This window comes from Bartonella sp. CL266QHHD, assembly GCF_042195355.1.
In the GTDB taxonomy this organism is placed as follows: Bacteria; Pseudomonadota; Alphaproteobacteria; order Rhizobiales; family Rhizobiaceae; genus Bartonella.
In genome coordinates this window covers 48,091-74,269 of the sequence record NZ_JBHIOD010000058.1, presented here as the reverse complement: position 1 = coordinate 74,269, position 26,179 = coordinate 48,091, and the positions used below count along the sequence as shown (strand labels likewise).

Sequence of the window (26,179 nt, the reverse complement as noted above, 5' to 3'; positions counted from 1 at the left end):
TTTTATTCCAATGCCAATTCCATTGCTCGTTTTGCCATTTCTGGAGACAACAGAAAACCATGTCTATAAAATCCATTAATAGAAATAAAGTTACCATCTTTATGCACAGAAGGGAAGTTATTAGGATAACATGGACGAACACCAACGCCAGATTCAATAATTTCTGCTTCAGCAAAAGCAGGATGTAAAGTATAAGCCGCGTTGAGCAGTTCCATCATTGATCTTACAGAGATTGCACCATCAAAGTCACTTTCAATCATCGTTGCACCAATCATAAAAATATTATCTTGTCGAGGTACAATGTAGAGAGGAAACCGTGGATGAAGAAGACGAATTGGACGCGAAATTTTAATATCGGTGCAGCGCACGAGAAGCATTTCACCACGTACGCCCCGTATATTTTTATCTTTTCCTAAACGTGCTATTCCTGTCGCATCAATAACAATATCAAATTTTTTTTCAGCTATTTCTACATCAACAAAACAGGCTCCATTGTTGAGAAGCTTTTCTTTTAAAGCCATAAGTGCTTTGCGAGGATCAATATGGGCTTCATTTTCATAAAAGAGTGCACAGTTAAAACGTTCCGCAAGATCTGGTTCAAGATGAGCTATTTCTGTATTATCTACGGTTTTGTGATTATGCGTACGCACAGAAAATCGTTCAAGCTCTCCTCTATCTCGTGTAGGTGCAACCACTAAAGTGCCTTTTTGTATGACAAGGTTGGGGAGCGTTTTACGCCACCATTGTATAGCTTGTACACCAAGATCTTCAACAATTTGTTCTGCACTTTCCCTTTCACAGTAAGGTGCAAGCATTCCTCCTGCATACCAACTAGCACTTCCTATAGGTGAATGAGGGGGGGCCGATACAGTAACAGAAGCACCTTTTTGCTGTAACATAAAGGCAACTGTTAAGCCGCCTACACCTGCACCTTTGATAAGAATGTTTTTCAACTGTTTACTTTCTTTTTTTGAGGAGGAACAGTTTCCATATAAAGGTCACCATTTTTCTGATATTTTTCGGCCATGGCGATCATACCTTCCCCTTTTGTTTTTCTTATTGCAGCTGCCTCACGAATATCATGGGAAATACGCATAGAACAGAATTTTGGTCCACACATGGAACAAAAATGCACTAATTTATGGGCTTCTTTAGGCATTGTCTCATCATGAAAGGCACAGGCTGTTTCTGGATCAAGAGAAAGGTTAAATTGATCGTGCCATCTAAAATCAAATCGTGCACGCGAAAGAGCATTGTCGCGCAATTGTGCTCTAGGCAAACCTTTAGCAAGGTCAGCGGCATGAGCAGCAATTTTATAAGTGATCACACCAGTTTTTACATCATTCCTATCGGGGAGTCCTAGGTGTTCTTTAGGTGTTACATAACACAACATAGCAGTTCCAAACCATCCAATCATAGCGGCACCAATTGCTGATGTAATATGGTCATAACCAGGAGCAATGTCCGTTGTAAGAGGTCCCAAAGTATAAAAAGGCGCCTCATGACAAAGATCTAATTGTTGCTCCATATTTTCTTTAATTTTGTGCATTGGGACATGCCCAGGACCTTCAATCATAACCTGTACATCTTTTTTCCAAGCAATTTTTGTCAATTCTCCCAAAGTTTTAAGCTCTGCAAATTGGGCTTCATCATTGGCATCGGCAATAGAGCCAGGGCGCAATCCATCCCCCAATGAAAGAGAGATATCATATGTTTTTGCAACATCACAAATTTCATCAAAATGTTCATAGAGAAAGCTTTCTTTGTGATGATGGAGACACCATTTTGCCATAATAGAACCGCCTCGTGAAACAATACCTGTTACACGATCAATGGTCATAGGAATAAATGGTAATCTTAATCCTGCATGAATGGTAAAATAATCAACACCTTGCTCTGCTTGCTCAATAAGGGTATCACGGAAAATATCCCATGTTAAGTTTTCGGCAATACCCTGTACTTTTTCGAGTGCTTGATAAAGAGGGACTGTTCCGATGGGCACAGGAGAATTTCGGATAATCCATTCACGAATATTGTGAATATTTCGTCCTGTAGAGAGATCCATAACTGTATCTGCTCCCCAGCGAATGGCCCAAACCATTTTATCAACTTCTTCTTCCATAGATGACGTTACTGCTGAATTACCAATATTGGCATTAATTTTAACACGGAAATTACGCCCAATAATCATGGGTTCGCACTCTGGATGATTAATGTTTTGTGGAATAATGGCGCGTCCACAAGCAATTTCATTGCGAACAAATTCGGCAGTATAAATTTCTGGTATTGATCCAGAAAATGTTTCATTTGATGGTACATTCTGCCGTTCTTTTACTGCTAATCCTTCATTTTCTCGTATAGCCACATATTCCATTTCTTCGGTAATAATGCCTGCGCGTGCGTAAGCCATTTGTGTAATTGCTTTGCCATTTTTTGCTCGTAAAATAGGACGTTTTTGTTTAAAGGCTGGTGTAAGATTTTTATCAGAAGTCAATCCATTATCTTCAGGTTTAACTAATCGTGCAGGATAAGTTTCAGTATCATCCCGCTTAGAGAGCCAAGGTAAGCTAATTGCTGGCAAGCCTTTTGTAATATCAATGATCATATCTTTATCTGTATAGGGGCCAGAAGTATCGTAGACGTTTAAAGGTTTTTCACCACTGCCATCAGTCAGTGAAATTTCACGCAATGGTACGCGCACATCAGAAAAGAGAAGGCTCTGTTGATAAATTTTGCGTGAAGCGGGAAAGGGGCTACAACTGATTGATGGAGTATTTTTCTGCACAAACTTTTTCCTTATAGACACAGAGTTCAAAAATAGGTTGCGATGTTAATGGAGTTACGATGTTAATGGAGATGTATTCAAATTATCAATCACGAGCATCCGAGTGAATAGGAATAATATTGCTTTGTAGCAAAGAAAATCCAATACAGCTCAAGAAAAGTTATTTTGAAAATTGATACAATATCTATTCTAATATTTGCATGCCTCCTCCCACTTGAAGTATTTTTGTTAATACGAATATGGTTGGCTTAAATATCTATATTGTCAATCATAAAAATATATTTTAAACGATTTTGGTGTGTTTTTAAGAGTGTAAATAGATATTATGAAGTGATAAACTATGATATTGAAGCTTTTATAAACCAGAATAAAGTTAAAAACGGATTATCAGGGAAAAAGTAGATAGTTTATGGCTCTGATTGAGATTTTTTTCATATTAAAATAATAACTCAGAATACCATAAGATTCTCTCATCATACATCTTTTCATATAAAATCACTTCCTTGCACGTCATAAGTGGGGGCGTATGGGGCAAAACACTTGAAGAAAGGAAGCCCAATGTCATTTAATGAATATTCTAAGATGTGAGGACTGTCAAAACGTGGGGGACAGTAAAATGTATAATGGGTTCCAGCTTGTATCTTCAAAAGCTTAACGCTGATGATCTATAATGGCTTACTATTTTATTATTGACGTGCGCTGTCGTAAAATAAAAGGAGTATATTTTGAGCAATATTTCTTTAAAAAGTGCGTAATATGCAATATCATTATATTTTGTTTGGAGCATTCTATTCTTCATGAGGGGGATGTTCCCATTAAGAATGCGATAAACAAAAGCGTGAAACAATACTTAATCTTTATTATTAAAAATAATATTGTTTTGAATCTTTTGAAAATCGTAAGCTGAATTAAAAAATGATGATGAAAATGCACAAAGGCTTTTTATCTTGAAATTTCATCAACAATTTTAAATAGTTGGAAGAGAGAGGAAAGCAAAAGGATGTATCTCAGCACAAAAGTATACGTAAATTCATTAATTAGTTTGCAATAGAAATGCGTGCAAAGCGCTGTGTTTTAGCTTAAGACGAGGTGAAAATTCATTTTCTGAGACATAAAGCTCTTTGTTTTCAAGGTAAAGTTATTCAAGTGTCATGTGATATCGTGCAACAATATTACAGATAAGAAATCACTAATTATATACAAAAAGCTTTCTAATTATAATGAAGTGCTCTTATTATTATAATACAACAAGAGAAAAATTGAGAAAATTTGCGTCAAAAAAAATTTTAAACACTAAAATAGGTAATAATTAAAATAAACACAAACAAAGAATTATTATAATGATGATTAATAAAGCCGAAAACCAATTTTTGAATAAGTAGGGAATTATGAGGAAGAGTAACCAAATTCCCACCAATATTACTATTATTAACAGTATTATAAATGGTAGCCATATAAAAGCTGCAGCTATACAGCCAGTGATGATTGGTGCACCCCAAAGATAGACAAATGTGTTGACAAGAGATTCATAAATAAATTCGTTAGTGAATTCTTTATCTGCAGTATCATAGCATTCTATAATCGCTTTGCATTACTCCACTCACATCATAAAACTCGTTATGCACCTTATGAAGGATATAAAAACAGCTTATCTTTTAAATCTTGTTAAAAAGATCATATTTAAGTAGTGCAATTATACTAAATAGTGAGGTAAATGCTGGAAGGAATAGAAAAGGACACCTAAAATATTTTTTTTTAATTCTACTGTAACGATTTTAAGCATCCCCCCCCCAATGAAAAGATTGTAAACAAAAATCCTAATATACTGCATACGATAAGATCTCCAAAACTCATATTCCCATCTTTCTTTTTGAGTGTTGGTTTTGTTGATTCATCAATACGTATTATATTTTTGTAGAATAGATCACATTTTATTCATGTATTGTAAGGTTATATATTAGCGTTATGTATGTAAAAAGTCTGGAATTTCTGAGTTTTTTATTACCTAAAGAAAATGTTTCTGACATTAGAAAATATAGCAATAACTTCAAAAACAGTAAAAATAACCCCATCGAGAGCTGGTAAAGGGTGTAGCTAATAAATGATGTATATTTTAAAGGGAAGATAGAAGTTCAAGGTGCAGAGAACACTGAAAATAAAGTCGGTAATGAGTGGAGAGGATATTTTATTTGGAAAAGACAAGCCATGGATAGTCCAATTGTCTGGCTACTTATGCAAGATTTTGTAAGGTGTTTTCTTTGATAGTTAAGGGTATAGCAAGTGTTAAATCGATGGAGCGTATTTTTTGTTTGGATTGATGAAGCAGATGAGTTAGAAAAACAGTTTAGAGAATGCTTTTTGATATTGTCATGAATTAAGAAGAACACCAATAATTGCAAGATGTTGTTTAGAATGATTTATTGTTCTTGCAAAAAAGATATACATATAATAATATATAGAGGCAGATGTGCTAAGTGTGGGAGGGGAAAAGTTGGTTATGGGGCGTTTAAAAAACAAGGATATTGTTCATAAAAATTGGGGGAGGGTGCTAGGTTATGCTTTTTAATTTTTTCCGGATCGGATACAACCTTCAAATTTTGTGAAGGTGTGTAGTGTTTCTTTAGTATTTCAAAGTATTTCTTTTCAGTTCAATGAAAGCGTGAGGAAATAGCCATATTGAATATATTCTCTATGATGTATTTAGATTGAACAAAAGCTTGTTCAAAAAAACATTGGTGATAATCCTGTAACACAATTTCAGGAATAAATTGAATAAAATAGAACAAAGTATCTGCATGTGAATAAAAACATAATGAAGCATGCAAAAAATTTGAAGCTAATTTTAAAATTTTAATACAAATGATAGCTAAAAGATAGAATTTCTTTGTTTAAAATATATGGTATAAAATATCGACGAGATAGATTTAAACTATTGAAAAAATAAAAAAAGATAATGTTTAAGTCAGAAACTTTCTATGTGGGTGATAAGTTATTACATTCAGTAATGGTTATATGAAATCCATAATAAGAAAAATTTTGAACAGTATTTATAAATTTTGCAACAAGATGCAAGATTTGAGAAATAATTATATAACAACAGCAAAACAACAAAACAAGATACTGAGTAACCTCAAATGAGGTGGTTACATTACACATTAGAAGAGAAAGCATTAATACTAATGTTATGAAAAGCGTCTGGTGAATTTAGGTTATAAAATTGGAAGGAGTGAAGAGAGATAAAATGCGTAAATACGGATGGTACAGTGGTTATGATGTACCAATCAACAGCGGCCGCACATTTTAGTGCACAGAACGAGAAATTGTTAGAAAAACTATGAAAATAATGGGGGATTTAAAATGTCTAATATTTACGATTGGTCTCTAAAGGCTGATGAAAATGCTTATTCAGATAGTATCATTAATTGGGCAGAAGGTCAGCCGCCTAGTTCTGTTAATGATAGTGCACGGGCGATGATGCAGCGCGTACGTGAATATCTTGCAGATAATGGAGGATCTATTAATTCAAGCTTTACAGTAAATGTGGATGATAAAACAACATTAATTACTTTAAAGACAGTTTCGCCTATAAAGAAATACAACAATGATATCGTCATACGTTTTAAAGCTTGTGGTGTAAATATTGGCGCGACAACCATAACTGTTAATAATATAGGAGAAAAGCTTATCTATAAAGCCACTGATGTGGGGGTTATACCATTAGAAGGTGGAGAATTTCAAACAGATGGCATTTATGAAATGGTATACAATAATGGTGTTTTAATAAAAGAGCATGAGGGTTGGTATTTATTAAATCCTACACCACCAAAGATAGAAAGTTTTCCCGCTGGATTCATTGCAACATTTGCTATGCAAAATGTGCCAAATGGTTGGCTTTTATGTGATGGTAAGGCCTATAAGCGTGAAGATTATCCGCTGTTATTCAATGCAATAGGTGATAAATGGGGAAAAGACAGCAATAAAACTTTTAAAGTTCCTGATTTTAGAGGCATGTTTTTACGCGGCTTTGATAATGGTCGGGGTTTAGATGGTGGTAGAAAGTTTGCGGATGAACAACAAGATAGCATAAAATCGCATACGCATATTGGAAGCATTGAAAACGCAGGCGAGCATGCACACAATTTTGAGTATCAAGGGGTAGGCTGGCCCGTTGGTGATATTGGGAGACTCCCGAATCATTATACTTATAATACGACCCTGAAAGGGAGAACAGCTTCTGCTGGTGCACATACACACAAGGTAACTCTTTCCCATACGGGTGAGGCAGAAACGCGCCCTGTTAATACAACCGTTGTCTATGCTATAAAATCATGAGTATGGTCGGGTCCATAAATAATCTATAGACCTTGATAATTTTGTTAACGCGGAGCAATTCCGCGTTATTTTCTATGCATATGAAGAGGAAATCTATATTGTTAATAGGATACTTGAGAGAGTCAAAAAACAATTTAAAAATGATTAAAAGAAAGAGTTAAGGATATAATTTATTTTATAATTGTATGATAACATAGGGAAAATATGTAAAAATCATTTAAACTGTACCGTGAAGTGATCTAGAGATACATTTTTTCATAAGGTGTTTTGATAGGGGGTAAGGTGATAAAATTATTCAACCTGAGGCATAAATAAAGTACAATATTTTAACGTTTTTTTGTGCAAAAACAGCATACCCCCGTATGAGTTAATTCATCTTATAAAGATATCTCTCACCTTGTTGTCGATTTCATTTCTTTGCATTGCCATGGTGGAGGCTTTATCTGTAAATGATAGTACTCCTTGAGTGGAATCATCATTATGCTTGTGAAGCAGAAGACAAACGCTATTTCTATACTCTCTCCTCATCCCTATATTTCGCATTGTTTTTGCATTAGGGGGGCTTACAAGAAGTGTTATTGAGTTTATTTTAAAGTTTTTATTCAATAGGTTAATTCTTTGTGATATGCCAATAAACAATTTTTTAATAGAAAGAGAAAAGTAAAAAATATTAGTATAAATTAATATTTATTTATAAAAAAAGTTAAAGTATATGTGTTATAAAGAAGATGTTACTATTAAAGCTACAAACAAATCTTTTGTGGAGGGGAGAAAAGTACTTGATTTCTATATGGTCCTTAGAAGATATAAATAATACACCCGTTATTATAACAAAGGCATTTGTACGCATTTCTTGAATCATTTTTATAAAGATAAAAGTGATAGAAAGAGTAGGAAAACGCATATTTATGTTGTATAAATTCGTATTATCTAACAGTTTGATAGCAAAACAAAACTTCACATGTTTTTAGTTACGTAAAATCTTGAAAGATTTTAAACTGGTAGTTTTTTCAAAAAATATCTTTAGGGTGCTTGGTCTTCTTTTTTAATGATAGATGACAAAAAGGAGTTCATATAAAAATAAAAAAGATTCTTGAATATTTGCGTGTTTTATTTTGCTATGGACTTTAGTTTTTAGATTGAAGCCGACAGCTTAGAGATCTAATTTCATAGGAGGATGCCGTTTGAGGGAGTATAAAAGGGATATCTTCTTTAGGTAATTCAGAAACGTTTAAAGAACAATGATAAACATTGCGGAGATTTTGTGTTGTCAAAACATTAGTTGCATTTCCTTCGCAATAAATCTCACCTTCCTTGAGCAAGATCATGTTATCTGCATAATGTGCCGCGAGATTGAGGTCATGAAGAACAGCAAGAACGCCGCCACCAGAATAGGAAAATTGTTTAGCAATATCCATAACGATGATTTGATGTTGAATATCGAGGCTAGCAATAGGTTCATCTAATATCATCCAGCGAGGAATCCCATTATGAACAGGTTTCCAGACTTGGCAAAGTACACGGGCAAGTTGTACTCTAGCTTGTTCTCCGCCTGATAATTGGTGATAATACAGGCTGCCATAATCAGAAAGGTCAACGCACTCTAAAGCTTTCTGGATAAGATTTTGCAATTCGGTTGTGGCAAAGGTAAATTGGTTTACAGAAAGGCCAAGTCCTACAACTTCATGGACTAAGAATGGAAATACGAGCGTTGTTGATTGTGGTAGTACAGCGCGCATTTTTGCCATTATATGAGTCTTTGTTTGGCGTACATTATAACCATTTAAGGTTATTTTTCCGCTGTAAGGAATTTCACCACTCAGAGCTTTGATAAAAGTACTTTTTCCTGATCCATTAGGACCAATAATAATGGTAAAAGCACCACTTTTAGCTTGAAGATTAATGTGTTTAAGAATCTTCTTCTTTCCGCGCTGAACACAAATATTTGTCGCTTCAATCATGAAAAGTCTGTTCCTCTTTTGCATATAAGGATCCATAGAAAGAAAGGTGCACCAAAAAGTGCTGTTACAATCCCAATCGGCAATTCAGCGGGGGCAACAATTAAGCGTGCAAACATATCAGCAAAAATAAGTAATGCTGCTCCCAGGAGAGCAGAGCAAGGAATGAGATAGCGATGATCAGGACCTATGAGCTGACGTAAAATATGAGGAACAATAATACCAATAAAACCAATACCACCACTGACAGCAACAGCACTACCACACATAAGAGCAACAAGGGGAATAGCAATATTTTTGACGCGTTGAATATGGAAACCAATATGGCCAGCAACAGCTTCTCCAAGAGCAAGGGCATTAAGTGCTCGTGATAAAAAGGGAGAGAAAAGAAGACCAATAACGATAAAAGGAAGAACGAGCCATACTTTTAACCATGTAGCGCCCGCAAGAGAGCCAAGACTCCAAAAAGTGATATCGCGCAGTTGTTGGTCATTTGCGACAAAAATCAATGTTCCGACAACTGCACTGCTTAATGCACCAAGAGCAATACCAGCAAGCAGCATGGTTGCAATAGAGGTAAAGCTATTATGCGTTGCTATTATGTAGAGAATAATCGTTGATAAAAGTCCACCAAAAAAAGCACCTATGATAACTTTATAAGGCTCTAGAAAAGGTGCAAATGAAACAGGAAAAGCAATACCGACAACAATTGCTAAGACTGCTCCAAGTCCAGCGCCTGCTGATACACCTACAATTCCGGGATCTGCAAGAGGATTACGAAAAAGCCCTTGCATAAGAACACCGGAGACAGCTAAAGCTGCTCCAATCAATAATCCCAAGATAACACGGGGAAGCCTTATGTCTATGAGCACGAGGTAATCACGCGTTTTACTACTTACCGAAAAATCTTGTGTAAGCATCACATGGAGGAGATCAACGAAAGAAACTTTTGCAGCACCATTCAAGAGCCCACCAAAAATACTGAAGATAAGGAAGATTATTAAGCTTAATAATAAAATCTTCCCCTGCTTTGAACGGCTTATTTTTTTACCTTCTTTTGCTTCAGGTAAATGCATCATGGATGTACCGTCTACCATTTTTATCAGCTCTTACCGTTTTGATTTGCACCATAAAGTATCTCAATAAGCTCTCTTGATGCGTCTGCAGTGCGTGGACCAAATCCCAAAAAATACATGGCATCCATCTGTTTTATGGCATGATTTTTTGCTGCAGTTGTTGCTTGAACTGCCGGTATGGCTAAAATCTTATCAATGCTGGTTGATCTTGCACCATGTTTTACAAGTAAGATAACATCGGGATCTGATTTCAATAACGCTTCGCCGTTGAGAAGTTTATATCCTTTATAATCGGTGATAGCATTGATAGCGCCTGAAAGTTTTATCATACTATCAGCTGCAGTACCTGTTCCAGATGCCATGACGCGTCCATTTTGCACAGAGAAAACAAAAAGAACACGCTTTGGTCTTGTTACTTTCGCCAAAAGCGCATCGTTGTCTAAAAAATTACGCTTCAATTTCTCAATTAACGCAGCCGCTTGCACTTCCCGATGAATGGCTTGACCAACGAGGCGAATCTTTTCTATCACATTTTCACGGGAGTAGTCTTCTGGTATGATCACCAGAGGTATCGATGTTTTTTTGAGAATATCAATTGTTGAAGCGGGACCGCTTCCTTCAACAAGCAATATACCCTCTGGAGCAAGTGATAAAACACCCTCAGGTGAAAGAGCACGCATATATCCAAGCACAGGAAGCTTGAGCGCTTCTTGTGGGTAGACACTTGTACTATCACGGGCGACAAGTTGATCTTGGGCTCCTAATGCATAGACAATTTCTGTAAGTGCTCCGCCGATAGAAACAATTCGAGCATTTTCAGGAAAACGCGTTGCAGGTTCAGCAATTACTTGTTTAGAAAAACAAGTAAGAGAGAGCAGTAAACACATAAGAAAAAGGTTTGATAACCTATGTAAAAGAGATATGAACATGTCCAACCTTACCTTATCTTAGTTACTGCTGTTTTCTTGGCATGATGGCAAACTATTCAATAAAGAGCGCCAATCGTCACGTTCTTTTTGTCCCTCCTTGCGTACGCCAAAGAATTGAATAACCATCTCATCAGCTTTATCGAAAACTTCAAGTGAGCTGACATACCCATCAATCGTAGGCTTGCGAACACGCCATACCTTATAAAATCCAGAAACGAGTAAATGGAGGTGAAATTTCTGATCGAGAACATTAAGCCAAGGTCCCATTTGCTTAATGTTCTTTACTTGCCCAGTGAAAATTTGAATACATCCTTTATTACCAACAAAACACATAATTGGTAACTCTTGTTGTGCAACTTGTCTGAGCATCATTTCAACAGCTTCTATTTTTAACTCATCGGCAAACTCATTTCCGACATGTTTTACAGCATCATGTCGATTAATTTTCAGTTCAGAAATAATCTCATGAAGTTGATGCACATCAGTCATCTGGCGCCAACGATCTCGGAACTTTTCAACATCCAGCTTTGTCGTATCACATTGTACTGGAGTAAGAACGGGAGAAATATCAAGTACAGGTGATTGATCGTCATGAAGCAACTTTTCAACAAGTGCAGCCCATTCTTCCATATTTGTTGCGTCTTTAGAATAGAGTTTGAAAATGGCAATGCCATATTGATCAAAGAATTGCAAACTTTTCATAGGTGTTCCGAGAATAATCACATCATGCTCGAAACCAAACTTCCATTTTTTTGAAAAAACACGCAAGTCAATTTCACCGAGTGTTATCGGGATATGCTGGCTTTGAACAATTTTCTCAAAACATCCTGTTATTTCATGGACAGCATTATCATTCCGTGTCAATGCCATAACTGTGCCAAGTTTAGGAGCATTTTCCAAGAGAGTAGCGACATCAGCGCGTAGTTTTTTTGCTTTTCCAATTGTACAATAAGCCGCAATGAGTTCTGCTTCAGATATACCAATAGAGTCCGCGAAATCGCGGTTACGCATCTCTTTTTTTTCTTCACGCAAGCGAATAATCATTTCGGCTGTGTATGACATGGGCTTATCCTTATGTTACCTGTTTGAGGGTTAATTGTTTAATTTTTCAACTCAAAGACAGTAAGTCGAACCACTATCAACTAATGGTTCAACCTACTACCAAATAAGCCCTTTTTTTATTAACAGTAGAACAATAAAAACCGATAAATTGCAAAAAGCTAAAGCGTAAACCTCAAAATCTGTTGTTTAGAGAACAAGAAGAACAGAAACACAATGACTTATTCTTTATCGATCTAACCTTTTTAATTGATCTAATGGTTAACAAAAGTAACTAAAATTTTTGCACGAACGAAACTTTAAAGTTGCGACCAGGCTGAGTATAATAATCCTTCGGCGTTGAGCTTTCACCGGAAGGAAGATCTGATACATTCCAATATTTTTGATTGAACAGATTATAAACACCAGCCCTTATAACAGGACCCTTTTCACCAAATGGCTTCAACCAACCTGACACATCAATAATATTATAACCTGGAATTTTTTGATAGTCCGATTCCTTAGCAACTTTATCGCGTTTGGCAGATGAGGTAAGAACAACGTCTGCTCCCCAGATTTCTTTTGCATATCCGATCCCAACAATCGCTTTTAAAGCTGGAATTGAGTTAAGATATTCATCTTTATCAAGATCTTTTCCTTGCGAATAGGCAAGAGCAAAATTGCTATGGAATCCACCATTAAGAGCCAAATGTATTTTGGCTTCAGCACCATAAATACGCACATTCGCACGATTTATGTAATGGCGACGCGCAAATTTGAATTCCTCTGATGGCCCTTTATCTATAGTATCTATGAAGTCCTTGTATTGATTAAAAAAGGCACTGACTGAACCGCCGAAATTTCCATTTCCATACCTTATACCAACATCATATCCATTGCTTGTTTCTGCTTTAAGATCAGGGTTTCCCTTCACATAATAAGCAGAGGGTTTTATATAAGAGACATAAAGTTCTGGAATACGTGGTGCACGAAAAGCTTGCGCCCATTGAGCATAAAGTGTTACTTGATTACGAACATCCAGCTCCATACGTAATTTGGGAGAAAAACGTGAACCATTTCTTTCTGGAGGAAATTTGTCAGAAATCAGAGCTTTCTCATAAGAGGACGTTTTTTGAGGGATATATTTAAACCAATCATAACGAACTCCAGGTGTTATACGGAAATGGTTATCAGCAAAGCCAATTTCATCTTCGAAAACAAAACCCAAATTATAGCCATTCGCATCTGGTGAATCTGACCGATTAGCGGGTACAAAGAGACAGCCCCGTGCATTTTCCGCCAAATGACAATTATCTTTCCCTAACAAATAATGATGAAATTTAGATGATAAAACATTAGTGGCAATCTTTAACGTATGATCTACAGTGCCAATATGAACTTTCTTGAGAGCGTTAGCATTGATACCATAATTAGTATTACGCAAAAAATTATCTCTCAAAAAATCCCCTTTGGGGGCCCTAACACGAAATCCGGTCAGAATATGACGATTTGACTGTCTTTGCCAATAAATCTGCCCACGAAATGCATCAAAAAGTGCATCTTCATTGCCATTATAGTCATAAGAAAGAGAAAGGCGTTCACGGAGTTTGTCGTCCTTATCATAAACAGAACTAGGGGCATAATATCTCTCAGAAGCATTCAATGAATGTGTATCAATGGTGTGACCAAAACGCTCGGCGGTAAAACCAAGTCGGTGATTATCATCAAGGTATTGGTGAATTTTAAAGAGCAAATTATTTTGATCAAAATGAGCAGGGTTTTTACGTGTGCGCTCTCCATAGCCCTCTAAGGTTCCCATATTTTTGCGCTCATGACCTTCCGCATAAGAACCCTGGAAAAGCAAAAACGTTTGTTGAGCACGCATTGCAACAGCTTGATCTACGTGCCAACTATTATCAACAGAATGATAACCACCTTTTATAAGACCACCCCAATTTTTTCCTTCTGTGATAAGATCTTCAGGATCAAGGGTACGCAAAGCAACAATTCCTCCTAGCGCACCAGATCCATAAAGGCTAGAATCCGATCCTTGAATAATATCAAGTGTGGAAAGTGCACCAAAATCAAACGTTGTGTTACCACTATTTCCGCGGAATATATCGTCCAACCATGGAAGAACGATACCATCCATCGTTGTAAGAATACGGCTTGCCTCTAAACCACGAATGACAAAACTGTTATTCCCTGGGTTATAGGATACGGATGGATCAAGGCGATTAATATCATAGGCATCAGTTATTTGTTTTTCACGAATATCTTTCGCGGTTTTTCGACTCGTCAAAATAGTGACCGAATCCAAGGCCGTCCCTATTTTTTTCTCTTCAATAACAATTGGTTTGAGTTCAGTGACAGAAGCTCCATCATTACTTCGTGCGAAAACAAATGAAGGTATACAGACCGATAATGCACTTAAAATCACACAGCTTTTATAGATATTTTTTCGTCTTATTTGCATAACACATCACAACCCTTTTAACGTCCCCTCTCTGTTTTGAAATTTTATTTACATACAAAAAGGCTGGACCCGCTGATTAAAACTTGCCAGCCAAGTAGAAATGATTTTGAAAACAACACAAAATCACTGGAAAACCATATTAAACATGACAAAATCAGTCAAGAAAAAAGTTGCAATTTCAAAATAGCCTGTTTTAATGAGATTGAACACCAATATTAAGCTTAAAATAGTGGCAGAAAAAACGATGAATTTTGCAAATACGAAGCAATTATTAACTCTTTGGATTGGTGCATTTGTTGGAGCTTTCTTTTTGCATGTATTATTGGGAGCGCAGTTTTATTTTCAAAGTATTGGTGTAAGTAATGGCTTGCTCTCGTCGGAGATTATGCTGACTTTTGCGCAAGAAACTGTATATCCGGATGTTGATACAGATTTGCCAGATATTCATACAGAGTCGGATATTAATACAGAGCCAGAAGTATTACAGTCTGATCTCCTAGAGCAGGAGTTAGAAGGATTGCAATCCGTGGATGAAGTTCAATCGCAAGAACCTCAGCATATAGTAGAACAGGATGACTTAAAGTCTTTAGAAGACCCCCTTCCTCAAAAAGTGGAGCATAAAGCGTTTATCAAAAAAACAATACCGATGCCAAAGGCTGTAGTAAAGCGCTCCAATACAAAGGCGGTACGTTCTTCTTCCACCAATAAGGGCGGTGTTACAGCAGGGACTGAAGATATGTTGTTAATGGAGTGGTTAGCAAAGGTACAGTCACAATTAGAAAGGCAAAAAAATTATATTGTGGGACAGCGTACCAGTCATACAAAAGGAACGGTGAAGTTAGAATTTATGGTACATGAGCAGGGGAGTATTTTTTCTAGTCGTGTAGCAGTCTCTGCTGGTGATCCGGAACTTGATCGATTAGCGATGGCGGCACTTCAACGCATTGGTTCTTTTCCACCACCACCACCATCAAAAGTGAATAAAACAATCAGAGTATCCCTAATATTTAGCTGATTTCTTATGCGGGGCGCTTTTCTTATAATATATTGATTTATAATGATTGTTTATAATTTTAATGAAAGTTAAAATATAGTTTGTTCTAATTTTTTTGACGTTGAATTAATCAAAACCATTCGCTTACTTATGATATAAGTTGAGGGGGGAGCATGAATAAAAACTTCTAAAAAGCAGCGAATATACTTCTTATGAATGCTCTAAATGAAAGGGTTGTTGCAACATTGGGAGTTATGGGATGATAGAGCTATAGCTTTTATTAAGTAATTAAGTAAAGGTTAATCGTGTCTAATCGATTTTTATACCGTTCGTGAGAGGATTTTCGTAAGTACTTTCCAGATACACCGTTGTGAAATAGACTTAGAAATATTAAAATAAAACAAGAATATCAATAAGAAAAACATACTATTTTGGGATGCTCTGTTTTTGTGTGAAGGATGTGAACTTATATGTAAAAATGAGAAAAACAAAAAGCAAAGCTTCATCTTCATCATTAAAAGATATTGACATATTTAAAAGTCGTAAAACCGAATGAAAGGGAAGGGGCAGAAGAAAATTGTTTGTCTTTAAGGCTTTCTAACTCAATGAGTCTGTCTTTCTGTTATCAGAGATAATCCAAACGATATATATAACAACCTACTCTCTATTTGGTATAGAAATGTTATAAGCAGAAAAAAATAGTTTTAAAATATGCTGTTTCACAAGATTTGAATATTGACTAATAAGCAACAGTAAAAGGATGAGCTATTTGTTTCACTCTTCTCTTATATTTGTAATCTCTATGATATTGTCGTTTATGTTGAGAAGAAATGAACTATTTGTATGACATGTTGATTTATAATGATAATTCATCATTTTGTATTTAGAATAAAAGACCCGAATAGCGCAGGGTTTTCTTATTTTGAATTTATTGATACTGAATCAATTAAAATTACTTGCTTATACATCATAAGAAGGCTGGTATGTGGGTACTATTTAAAAAGGAATAAAAACACTTCTTATGAATGCTTTCAAATGCTATTTGGGAAGTTAAGGCATATTATTTCCGTCGACCAGAAAGCAGATCGGTTTTTATATCTATTTTCCCAGTGAGTCTTGCTTTGTAGACACCATAATTTTCCATGACACGCATCACGTAATTACGTGTTTCTGTATAAGGAATACGTTCAATCCAATCAATGACGTTATCGAGAGATTGTCCTCGAGGATCGCCATAACGTTTTATCCATTCATTGACTCGACGGGGACCCGCATTATAGCCAATAAGAGTTAGTATATAGGATCCATTAAAACGTTCTAATTGTTCATTGAGAAAATGGGCACCTAATGTTGCATTATAATGAGCATCACTGCTAAATTTTTTAGGAGACCATGCGATTGAGTATTTTTTTGCCAGTGCTTTTGCTGTTGTAGGAAGCAATTGGAGTATACCTTGTGCACCTGCTTTTGATATGGCTGTTGGATTAAATTCGCTTTCTTGGCGTGCAATGGCATAGATAAGCGATTTTTCTTCTACAGAAATATTAGCAGAAGCTGGTATAGCTCCCAGAGGATGAGAGAGTGCACCAACATTTTTTCCCTGAAAAGCAGCCATTTTTCCAATTTTGAGGCTGGTATAATAGTCTCCATTTTTTTCTGCCATAACAGCCAGAAGAGCTAATTCACCGGGGCTTTCTATTCTTTTTCCGAGCTCTCTATAAAAAATTTTAGCAAAATCAGCATAGCCGGCTGCTTCAAGACGTTGAATTGCTTTGATCGCTTTTCGTGCACTAAAATGTTGTCGCTCAGCGGTTGTTGGTTTGGGAAAGAAAACTTTAAGCTTTTTTTGGTTGAGTCGTTCAGCGGCTAATTGACCATAGTAAGTTGCACCAAAATGAGCAGCGCGATGAAAGTATTGCTGGGCATTTTGATGTTCTTTTAGCGTTTCTGCTGTTCGTCCCATCCAGTAATATCCACGTGATGCATAAAAAGGTAAAGAAGAGAGTTGAGGAATACGTGAAAAATGCTGCATTGCTAATTTAGGGTTATGAAGAAACCGTAGTGCATACCATCCTGCATGAAACTCAGCATCGACGGCTAATGCAGATGTTATACCAGTGTGCATTGCAACGAGTTGATAAGCAATTTTTGGTTTGTTTAAATCGAGCATTTCACGAGAAAGGGCGCGTTGTTCTTTCCACAATGAATGAGGGTTCATAAGGCGAAATGCATCGTTTGATGTTTTCATCATGAGTGCTGCGGCTGCATCATATTGCTCTGTTCGTCGAAGATGGCGTATTCGAGCAAACTGAAAAAGAGGATCTTTTTGCCATGATCTCTCTACAGCTTTTAATTTTTGTGTAGCTCTAGGATCATTTTTTTCAACGGCCACAAAAGCATTAAAAAGAGATTGAGCATGGGCTAATTTTGCAACGCGTGCTGCTGAATCAAAACGATGTGCATACAGCATAAACTGCATGCGTTTCAAATGATCAATAGGTTTTAATGCAGCGCTTGCATTTTTAAGAACAAATACTTCTTCTTTTGCACTGAGTTGTGTTTTATGCCACCATGGAGCAATAATGTGTTGAGCACGAGTGGTTTGTCTGGTTTCGATAAGTGCTTTAGCGAAGAGAGCCATCCCTTGTGCTGTTTGGGGCGGGTGATGAGAAAATTTTTGGATGATTGCGCGTGTAACGTTGGTTTCGTTAAGAAAAGCACGTTCAGCATTGCGTTGCATCGTTTCTATACCTGGCCATCCTTTTAGCATGTTGATTGCATTAAATATTTCAGAACTTGGTATATTCGCTTGGTTTGATACCCCCAGCGCCCATGTCAAAATATGACGATCAAGGCTATGTTTTTCCATTGAATTACGAAGATTTATTGTTTTTGCAATATTGTTGTTTGCTAGTGCATCTAGCCCAGCTTTCAGTTGCTGAAGTGTAGCAGTATTGTGTGATGTCGTGTGTATCTGTTGAAGAGAGTCTTGAGCTTCTTTTGTGGTAAAGGGAGTAGGGCGAACCAAAGGGATTGGCGCTTTCCCTTGCAAAAGGGGTGTTTGCGCGTATGCACTTGAAAATAAAATTCTTATTGCCAGTATAAGTGCAGTAAAGGTTGATACGAAAAGAGAGGTGGAGAATACACGCATAGAGAAAAGACCTTGAGACCTTGCTTTTTGTAAAAACTTAAGGATTTATAGAACACAAGCGTGAAAAACGCGTTAATATAGACGGCTTATTTTAAAGAACTGTTCAACATTTAAGGAGGGGCATTTTCATCTTATGAGGGCTTTTTTTGAAATTCATCTTGCTTCAATGATAGAGCAAGATTATGCTCTATTTAAAATTTATAAAAGGCGATTATAAAAAAATAAAAGCAAACATTATAGGGAGTTTATCATGCTCAAGGGAGCTATAACTGCGCTTATCACACCGTTTGATAACAAGGGCGCAATTGATGAGAAGGCGTTTTGTGATTTTGTTGAATGGCAGATCACACAAGGGATTAACGGTGTAAGCCCTGTTGGGACAACAGGTGAATCAGCAACGTTAAGTCATGAAGAACATAAGCGGATTATAGAATTGTGTGTTGAGCAGGTTGCAAAGCGTGTTCCTGTTGTTGCTGGAGCGGGATCAAATAGCACAAGCGAGGCTGTAGAGCTTGCACAATACGCGCAAAAAGCTGGTGCAGATGCAGTTTTGGTTGTCACTCCCTATTATAATAAACCAAATCAATCTGGTTTATACAAGCATTTTTCTTCCATTGCCAAAGCTGTTTCTATTCCGATTATAATTTATAATATTCCTGGTCGTTCTATTATCGATATGGCTGTAGAAACGATGAAAGACCTTTATCAAGATTTTAACAATATCATTGGTGTTAAGGATGCAACGAGCAGAATTGAGCGCGTTAGTGAACAAAGTGAAAAGTGTGGAAAAGATTTTGTGCAGCTTTCCGGTGATGATTGTACGGCGTTAGGTTTTAATGCACATGGAGGTATGGGGTGTATTTCAGTTTCCTCCAATGTTGCTCCGAAGCTTTGTGCAGAACTTCAAGCAGCTTGTTTTCGTGGTGATTATAAAACAGCACGAGAATTAAATGATCGCTTGATGCCTCTTAATCGTGCTGTGTTTATTGAACCTAGTCCGGCAGGTATTAAATATGCTGCTGCAAAATTAGGATTTTGTGGTGATACTGTGCGTTCTCCTATTGTTCCATTAACAGAAAGAACAAAGAAGATTATTGATGCAGCCCTCAGTCATGCTGGTCTTTTAAAAGCATAAAATGATATTGACAAAGCCATGAATAAAAAAAAGAACGCGCCCGTACGGAAAATAATTGCTGACAATCGTAAAGCACGTTTTAATTTTGAAATCCTTAATAATCTCGAGGCTGGTCTTGTCCTTCAGGGAGCGGAAGTGAAGTCCTTACGTTCTAATCATGCCAATATTGCTGAAAGCTATGCGAGTTTTGAGAATGGGGAATTATGGTTAGTAAACAGCTATATTCCTGAATATACGCAGGCTAATCGTTTTAATCATGAACCACGACGTTTGCGCAAATTATTACTTTCAAAACGTGAGATGGCACGTTTTTTTAATGCAACGTCTCGTGAAGGAATGACACTTGTTCCTCTCAAACTTTATTTTAATGAACGAGGGCGCGTTAAGTTGGAGATCGCTCTAGCGCGGGGGAAAAAGCTTCATGATAAGCGCGAAACGGAAAAAAAACGTGATTGGGGACGTGAAAAAGCAAGACTTTTAAAAAGATATGGATGATGGATGCAATTTCGATATTCTTTATTTATAGCACTTTTAAAAACAGTTTTAGTATTGATCTAAGTATGTTTTTGCTGCTTGAAAGATTTGGTGAAACATGGCGTCTGTCAAGCGCCCAGTATTTGTATTATAACGAGAACAGTGATAGCTCGAAAAGATGCGTAATCTGCCGATGTTATTGATTTCACCATGTCCAAAAGGGTGAGATAAAACTTTTGCATTAAGGGCACGTATCGTTGAATGGTGCGCAATGGTGCCTAAGGTAATAACGGCTTTAAGTTTGGGAAGATTTGTTAAAAGAGGTGAAAAGAAATAGCGGCACGTGTTAATTTCTGCACCGGTGGGTTTATTTTCTGGTGGAACGCAACGAACAGAGTTAACGATTGCTGCATCAATAAGTTCAAGAGTATCGTCTGCTCTTTCTTCAAAGGTTCCTTGGGCAAAACCAAACTTTTTTAAAGTTGAATAAAGTAAGTGCCCAGCATAATCACCAGTAAATGGACGTCCAGTTCGATTTGCTCCGCGCAATCCAGGAGCAAGCCCAACAATAAGAAGGCGTGTTGTGTCGGGCCCTTTATGAGGAAAGAATGGGCGCACCGGTGCGTTATACCAACTTGGTTCTTTTACACGCCAGCCAGCGATAAATTGATGAAGCCTAGGACATAAATTGCAATTTTGGGGTGGTTCTGGGCAAAGTGATGTTAATTGGCTATTCATGGTGTTAGGCATTAATCGTTTTTCTATTTTTTTGAGTCTTTTATAGCGTATATGACGGGTTATGTTTTGATAAACAATCTATAATGAATATAAATAAACTTTTTTAGAAGAAAGTTTAATATAAACTTATTGCTAATTATTGTGTAAGAGGTCATCTTTCAGTAATTTATTCGATGAATAAGAGTGCAATACACATGATGTTCAAAGAAAAAAAGTTTTCTCTTTAGATAAAGATATTATCATAAAAAGTATGCGTAAGGCTGCCGTTATTGCAAAGGATTTTAAATAGCTGGTATTCCTTTTAAAAGGATGAATACTCCAGACAAATATTTTGTCAAGAAAGACCGTCCTTTGTTTGAAGTCAATCTATTGGAATGCTTTTACGAGAAACTTTGATAACGAGCATGAATAGGTTATACATTTTTATAAATTTTCCAAGAATTTTCTTAAATAAGTTCTTTAATCAAAAAATATAAAAGTTTGTGTTGTTTTTCTTGTGTTTTATTTTGATTATTGTATATACTCCCTTATCCGCTATTAAATTTTTTTATTTGAGAAAGAGGCATAAATGGCCCGCGTAACGGTAGAAGATTGTATTGATAAAGTTGACAACCGCTTTGAGTTGGTACTTTTAGCAGGTCATCGGGCGCGTCAGATTTCACAAGGAGCCCAGATTACGGTTGATCGCGATAATGATAAAAATCCAGTTGTTGCTTTGCGTGAAATAGCAGAAGAAACATTGTCGCCTGCTGATTTAAAGGAAGACCTTATTCATTCGCTGCAGAAGCATGTGGAAGTAGATGAGCCAGAAATGGCAAGTGAATTTATTACCCATTCAGGTGAAGCTGAAAGTGTTTTTAATACGTCATCGCAAGAAGAAGGTACTTCATTTGATCATATGTCAGAAGAAGAGCTTTTAGCGGGTATTGAAGGTTTGGTTGTTCCAGAAAAAAGTGACGATTATTAATTGCAGCAATTTATGTTACAGGAGTAAAGATACTTTGTCATGTGAGGAGCAATTATTTTTCGTGTCTTTTATTAATAGGACGTGTTCAATAAAGATTAGGGGTGTGAAAAGATAAAGGATATGCTCGTATGATGCGTCAGTGTGAGCTTGTTGGACGTGTTCAACGTTACAAGTCTGACGTAGATGAGGCTCTTTTAAACAGGGCCTATGATTATGCAATGAAAAAGCATGCGCATCAAAAGCGTGCGTCAGGTGATCTTTATTTTTCTCATCCTTTAGAAGTTGCTGCTATTTTGACAGATATGCGGTTGGACGAGGCAACGATTGCTGTTGCTCTTTTGCATGATACAATTGAAGATACAAGCGCTACACGAGCAGAAATTGATCAGCTTTTTGGTTCTGAAATTGGGAAGTTGGTTGAAGGGCTTACAAAGCTTAATAAGCTTGATCTTGTATCAAAGAAAGCCGTACAGGCAGAAAATCTTCGTAAACTTCTTATTGCTATTTCTGATGATGTTCGTGTTCTTTTAGTCAAACTTGCTGACCGTCTTCATAATATGCGTACCCTTGGTGTTATGCGTGATGATAAACGTCGGCGAATTGCTGAAGAGACGATGGATATCTATGCGCCACTTGCAGGCCGTATGGGTATGCAGGATATGCGTGAGGAATTAGAGGATCTCTCTTTCTTTTATTTAAATCCAGAAGGTTATCGTACGATTACCAATCGACTTTCTGAATTATTGAAACACAACCGTGATTTGCTTTCCACAATTGAAAATGAATTGACAAAACTTTTTTTGGAGCATGGCATTAAAGCAGATGTTAAAAGCCGTCAGAAAAAATCTTATTCAGTCTTTCGCAAAATGGAAAGTAAAGCATTATCTTTTGAACAATTATCGGATATTTTTGGATTTCGTGTGATTGTTGAGTCCGTGAATGATTGTTATCGTGCTCTTGGTGTCATTCATACGACATGGCCAATGGTTCCTGGTCGTTTCAAAGATTATATCTCTATACCAAAGCAAAATGATTATCGTTCTATTCATACAACAATTGTTGGCCCTTCAAGACAACGTGTTGAGTTGCAAATTAGAACGGCTGCTATGGATGAAGTTGCTGAATATGGGGTTGCTGCTCATTCCATATATAAAGAGCGCGGTTCCAATTATTCGACTGTGAAGTTATCAAGTGAAACGAATGCCTATGCATGGTTGCGTCAAACGATACAATCTTTGTCTGATGGAGATAATCCAGAAGAGTTTTTAGAACATACAAAACTTGAGCTTTTTCAAGACCAAGTTTTTTGTTTTACGCCGAAAGGTCGATTAATTGCTTTTCCTAAAGGAGCTACGCCTATTGATTTTGCTTATGCCGTCCATACAGACATCGGTGATTCTTGTGTGGGTGTAAAAATCAATGGTCGTATTATGCCTTTAATGACCAAATTAAAAAATGGTGATGAGGTTGATATTATTCGCTCACACGCTCAAATTCCGCCAGCAGCATGGGAATTTCTTGTTGTCACAGGTAAAGCACGTTCAGCTATTCGACGAGCAAGTCGTGCAGCGGTACGTAAACAATATTCGGGTTTAGGATATCGTATTCTCGAGCGTTCATTTGAATATATGGGAAAGCAATTTTCAAAAGACCTTTTGAAGAAAGTTTTGCCACGTTTAGCACGTAAAGATGTAGAGGATGTATTGGCTGCTGTTGGGCGTGGAGAGCTGTTTTCCGCTGATGTGATTAAAGCGGTTTATCCTGATTATCAAGATCACCGTGTGGTACAAAAGTCATCTTTTAGGCCTGGGGAAGAAGGTTGGTTTAATATTGAAAATGCTCAAGGTATGATTTTTAAAGTTCCAGAAAATGAAAAGAATGCAAAGGTCGAGAATCATCAATCTAAAGCATTGCCTATTAGAGGAACCCATGGAGATATACCCGTACGTTTTTCACCGGAAGGAGCAGTACCTGGAGATCGGATTGTTGGTATTATGCAGCCAGGAGCTGGGATCGTTATTTATCCAATACAGTCTTCAGCTTTGATGGCGTATGATGATCAGCCAGAACGATGGATTGATGTTCGCTGGGATATTGATGCCCAAATGAATGAACGTTTTCCTGCACGGATGAATATTTTGGTTGTAAATAGTCCTGGTTCTTTGGCTGAAATTACACAAATAATTTCTGCTAACGATGCCAATATCCAAAATTTATCTTTTATCCGTACAGCACCAGATTTTACAGAAATTATGATTGATTTGGAAGTGTGGGATTTAAAACATTTGAATCGTATTTTTTCTCAATTAAAAAAGGCAGGTTCAGTAAGTACAGTACGGCGGGTTCATGGATAAAAAGAAAGATTTAGCAATGAATACACAAGATGTCATTGATATTTTTAAACAAGCAGATGCTATTCTAGAAGGGCATTTTATTTTAACATCGGGACGCCATAGTGCGACTTATATGCAAAAAGCGAAAGTATTCATGCATGCTGACTTGACAGAAAAGTTATGTCGTGGATTGGCTGAAAAAATCAAAAAATCTATCGAGGAAAAAATTGATTATGTTGTTGGGCCCGCAATTGGCGGTCTTATTCCTTCCTATGAAACTTCACGTCACCTTGGTGTTCCTTCTCTTTGGGTAGAGCGTGTAAATGGCATCTTTGAATTGCGTCGTTTTGAAATCAAGAAGGGTGCACGGGTTGTTATTGTTGAAGATATTGTGACAACGGGTCTTTCCATTCGTGAGACTGTTGAAGCGCTTGTTGCAGCAGGAGCAGAGGTATTGGCCAGTGCATGTATTCTTGATCGTTCTGGTGGTAAGGTCAATGTTGGAGTTCCATTGATTGCGCTTGCTGAATACGAGATAACCTCTTATGCTAGTGATGCTCTTCCTGCAGAGCTTTCTGTTCTTCCAGCGATTAAACCAGGCAGTCGAAATATTTAATTGTCTTTCTATTTTTTTTTTGTGCAAAAGCTTAAAAAGATTAATTTGGATGATATAGGTTATTTCATTATCAAAAGATGTATATTGAGAGTCATATGCTTTTTCGTCGTCGAGAACCAATAGATTTTGTAACGCGTATTCGACTTTGGTTATGGCCACGTCGTTCATTTTCTCGCTCATTTTGCTACATATATAAACGTATTTTGCGTATATCAGCAACACCGCATGAAGTAGCATTAGGGGTTGCTGTTGGCATTTTTTTAGCTTGTTCCCCTTTCTTTGGGCTGCATATTATTTTGGCAATATTTTTTTCTTGGCTTTTGCGTGCAAACTTTGCTGCCGCAATCATTGGGACGATTTTTTCTAATCCACTCACATTTTTATTGATTATCATGGCTGATTATAAAGTAGGGTATTTTTGTTTATCACTTTTTAGCGATGTCAAAGAGATTTCTCTTTCGCAAATTCGTGCTCTATTTAATGGTTTGACATTGTCAAATCTCTCTCTCCTCTTTAAAGGCGCATGGGACACAATTATGAGTCCTATGATTTTAGGTGGAACTCTTTTAGGTATTGTTTTTGGTGGTTTATCTTATATAGGTGTTTACAGAGCAACGGTTCGTTTTAAACAAAAGCGATATCAAAAGATTATAAAAAAAAGGCGTTTAAAGAAGCGTTCATCGCCTGTATTAAAACAGAAATAAATTTGAGAAAGATCGGGTTAATATCTTATGATTATTGGTCTTGGAAATGATCTGGTTGATATACGACGTATTGAGAAAATGTTGGTTCGTTATGGTGAGCGTTTTATCCAACGTATTTTTACGGATATTGAAAAAAATAGATCTGAAAATCTCAAAAAAAGCTCCTCTTCCTATGCAAAAAGATTTGCTGCTAAAGAAGCATGTGCTAAAGCCTTAGGAACGGGAATCGCTTGTGGTATCAATTGGAAAGACATGGGGGTAGTTAATTTGCCATCTGGTAAACCAATAATGCAATTAACAAATCGTGCGCAAATACAACTTCAAAAGTTATTACCTCCTCATCATGATGCAGTTATTCATCTTAGCATAACAGATGATTTTCCTTGGGCACAGGCATTTATTATTATCGAAGCACTTCCACGTGGATAGATGGCGTGAGAGATTGTGCTTTTGTTATTTGAATATTATGATGA

General features: G+C 36.8%; 18 protein-coding genes. 9 read left to right on the top strand and 9 right to left on the bottom strand.

Features of this window, described 5'->3' with window-relative positions:
* Nucleotides 1-2: 2 nt before the first annotated feature.
* Nucleotides 3-953, bottom strand: a complete 951-nt coding sequence (gene thiO / locus ACFIK7_RS08030) for a glycine oxidase ThiO (RefSeq protein ID WP_273791114.1) — start codon at nucleotides 951-953, stop codon at nucleotides 3-5.
* Nucleotides 950-2,785, bottom strand: a complete 1,836-nt coding sequence (gene thiC, locus ACFIK7_RS08025) for a phosphomethylpyrimidine synthase ThiC (RefSeq protein ID WP_273791113.1) — start codon at nucleotides 2,783-2,785, stop codon at nucleotides 950-952. The genes thiO and thiC overlap by 4 nt, the downstream gene beginning before the upstream one ends.
* 3,357 nt (nucleotides 2,786-6,142) lie before the next feature.
* Between thiC and ACFIK7_RS08020 the strand changes: the two genes are divergently transcribed.
* Complete coding sequence (locus tag ACFIK7_RS08020) at nucleotides 6,143-7,117, top strand: tail fiber protein (RefSeq protein WP_375630802.1); 975 nt, start codon at nucleotides 6,143-6,145, stop codon at nucleotides 7,115-7,117.
* A 1,127-nt stretch (nucleotides 7,118-8,244) separates the two neighbouring features.
* Here the strand turns inward: ACFIK7_RS08020 and ACFIK7_RS08015 are convergent.
* The 5 genes from ACFIK7_RS08015 to ACFIK7_RS07995 form a co-directional block, all read right to left on the bottom strand.
* A complete protein-coding gene (locus ACFIK7_RS08015; RefSeq protein ID WP_375630800.1) occupies nucleotides 8,245-9,078 on the bottom strand; it encodes a heme ABC transporter ATP-binding protein in 834 nt (277 codons plus the stop codon).
* On the bottom strand, nucleotides 9,075-10,172 hold the full coding sequence (locus ACFIK7_RS08010; protein WP_375630798.1) for a FecCD family ABC transporter permease: 1,098 nt from the start codon (nucleotides 10,170-10,172) through the stop codon (nucleotides 9,075-9,077). The genes ACFIK7_RS08015 and ACFIK7_RS08010 overlap by 4 nt, the downstream gene beginning before the upstream one ends.
* Nucleotides 10,173-10,177: 5 nt before the next feature.
* Nucleotides 10,178-11,080 carry a hemin ABC transporter substrate-binding protein gene (locus tag ACFIK7_RS08005; RefSeq protein ID WP_273791109.1) on the bottom strand — a complete coding sequence of 301 codons (903 nt, stop codon included), beginning with the start codon at nucleotides 11,078-11,080 and terminating at the stop codon, nucleotides 10,178-10,180.
* Between the two features lie 18 nt (nucleotides 11,081-11,098).
* Entirely contained in the window at nucleotides 11,099-12,142 is a 1,044-nt protein-coding gene (locus ACFIK7_RS08000; protein ID WP_273791108.1) for a hemin-degrading factor, read from the bottom strand.
* Nucleotides 12,143-12,413: 271 nt separating this feature from the next.
* Nucleotides 12,414-14,594 (bottom strand): TonB-dependent hemoglobin/transferrin/lactoferrin family receptor, encoded by a 2,181-nt coding sequence (locus ACFIK7_RS07995; RefSeq protein WP_375630794.1) that lies wholly within the window; start codon nucleotides 14,592-14,594, stop codon nucleotides 12,414-12,416.
* Nucleotides 14,595-14,838: 244 nt separating this feature from the next.
* On the opposite strand from ACFIK7_RS07995, the gene ACFIK7_RS07990 reads away from it, so the two are divergent.
* Nucleotides 14,839-15,609, top strand: a complete 771-nt coding sequence (locus ACFIK7_RS07990; protein WP_375657761.1) for an energy transducer TonB — start codon at nucleotides 14,839-14,841, stop codon at nucleotides 15,607-15,609.
* A 1,039-nt stretch (nucleotides 15,610-16,648) separates the two neighbouring features.
* Here the strand turns inward: ACFIK7_RS07990 and ACFIK7_RS07985 are convergent.
* On the bottom strand, nucleotides 16,649-18,739 hold the full coding sequence (locus ACFIK7_RS07985) for a lytic transglycosylase domain-containing protein (RefSeq protein WP_375663202.1): 2,091 nt from the start codon (nucleotides 18,737-18,739) through the stop codon (nucleotides 16,649-16,651).
* A gap of 250 nt (nucleotides 18,740-18,989) precedes the next feature.
* Between ACFIK7_RS07985 and dapA the strand changes: the two genes are divergently transcribed.
* Together dapA and smpB are read left to right on the top strand one after the other, a co-directional pair.
* Entirely contained in the window at nucleotides 18,990-19,874 is an 885-nt protein-coding gene (dapA, locus tag ACFIK7_RS07980) for a 4-hydroxy-tetrahydrodipicolinate synthase (protein WP_273791105.1), read from the top strand.
* Between the two features lie 18 nt (nucleotides 19,875-19,892).
* A complete protein-coding gene (gene smpB, locus ACFIK7_RS07975; RefSeq protein ID WP_012231306.1) occupies nucleotides 19,893-20,369 on the top strand; it encodes an SsrA-binding protein SmpB in 477 nt (158 codons plus the stop codon).
* Between the two features lie 48 nt (nucleotides 20,370-20,417).
* Here the strand turns inward: smpB and ACFIK7_RS07970 are convergent, their stop codons facing one another.
* On the bottom strand, nucleotides 20,418-21,086 hold the full coding sequence (locus ACFIK7_RS07970; protein ID WP_375657760.1) for a uracil-DNA glycosylase: 669 nt from the start codon (nucleotides 21,084-21,086) through the stop codon (nucleotides 20,418-20,420).
* Between the two features lie 568 nt (nucleotides 21,087-21,654).
* Between ACFIK7_RS07970 and rpoZ the strand changes: the two genes are divergently transcribed.
* From rpoZ to acpS, 5 genes are all read left to right on the top strand, one after another.
* Nucleotides 21,655-22,053, top strand: coding sequence for a DNA-directed RNA polymerase subunit omega (gene rpoZ, locus ACFIK7_RS07965; protein WP_273791104.1), 399 nt, complete (start codon nucleotides 21,655-21,657; stop codon nucleotides 22,051-22,053).
* Nucleotides 22,054-22,181: 128 nt separating this feature from the next.
* On the top strand, nucleotides 22,182-24,407 hold the full coding sequence (locus ACFIK7_RS07960; protein ID WP_273791103.1) for a bifunctional (p)ppGpp synthetase/guanosine-3',5'-bis(diphosphate) 3'-pyrophosphohydrolase: 2,226 nt from the start codon (nucleotides 22,182-22,184) through the stop codon (nucleotides 24,405-24,407).
* Between the two features lie 16 nt (nucleotides 24,408-24,423).
* On the top strand, nucleotides 24,424-25,002 hold the full coding sequence (pyrE, locus tag ACFIK7_RS07955) for an orotate phosphoribosyltransferase (RefSeq protein WP_273791120.1): 579 nt from the start codon (nucleotides 24,424-24,426) through the stop codon (nucleotides 25,000-25,002).
* 95 nt (nucleotides 25,003-25,097) lie between these two features.
* Entirely contained in the window at nucleotides 25,098-25,706 is a 609-nt protein-coding gene (locus tag ACFIK7_RS07950; protein ID WP_375630786.1) for a DUF2062 domain-containing protein, read from the top strand.
* A gap of 27 nt (nucleotides 25,707-25,733) precedes the next feature.
* Nucleotides 25,734-26,135: a holo-ACP synthase gene (gene acpS, locus ACFIK7_RS07945; RefSeq protein WP_375663201.1), complete on the top strand. Its 402-nt coding sequence runs from the start codon at nucleotides 25,734-25,736 to the stop codon at nucleotides 26,133-26,135.
* Nucleotides 26,136-26,179: the final 44 nt, after the last annotated feature.